Genomic DNA, 341 nt, shown 5'->3' with positions numbered 1-341 from the left:
CAGCCACCAAATTCAGCTTTAAGCTGTGCACCGAATGCGGTGTAAAGTGCAATAAGACCAGGCTCTGTCCCTAAACGCTCACCATAAGGTGGGTTAGACACAATCACACCATCCGTAAATTCCGTAGGGCGTTTAAGTTTTGCTGCATCACCTACTTCGAATTCAATCAAATCTTCTACACCAGCACGGCGAGCATTATCGCGCGCTGTTTTGATCATGCGCTCATCGTTGTCGTAACCATAGAACTTACATTCTACTTTCTTAACGCCACGACGGCCTTGGACGTTCGCTTCTGCTTTAACTTCAGCCCAAAGCTCAGGCTCGAAATCTTCTAGTGATTC

General features: G+C 46.9%; 1 protein-coding gene. It reads right to left on the bottom strand.

Annotated elements, in window-relative coordinates; all coding sequences use genetic code 11:
• Nucleotides 1-341 (bottom strand): methyltransferase domain-containing protein (locus tag AB4486_RS27730; RefSeq protein WP_372120018.1); only part of this gene is annotated, 341 nt, incomplete at both ends.

It is taken from the genome of Vibrio sp. 10N.222.55.C6 (assembly GCF_041473395.1).
GTDB lineage: Bacteria > Pseudomonadota > Gammaproteobacteria > Enterobacterales > Vibrionaceae > Vibrio > Vibrio crassostreae_C.
The sequence above is the reverse complement of the archived record's forward strand: the minus strand, read 5'-3'. Positions and strand labels throughout refer to the sequence as shown.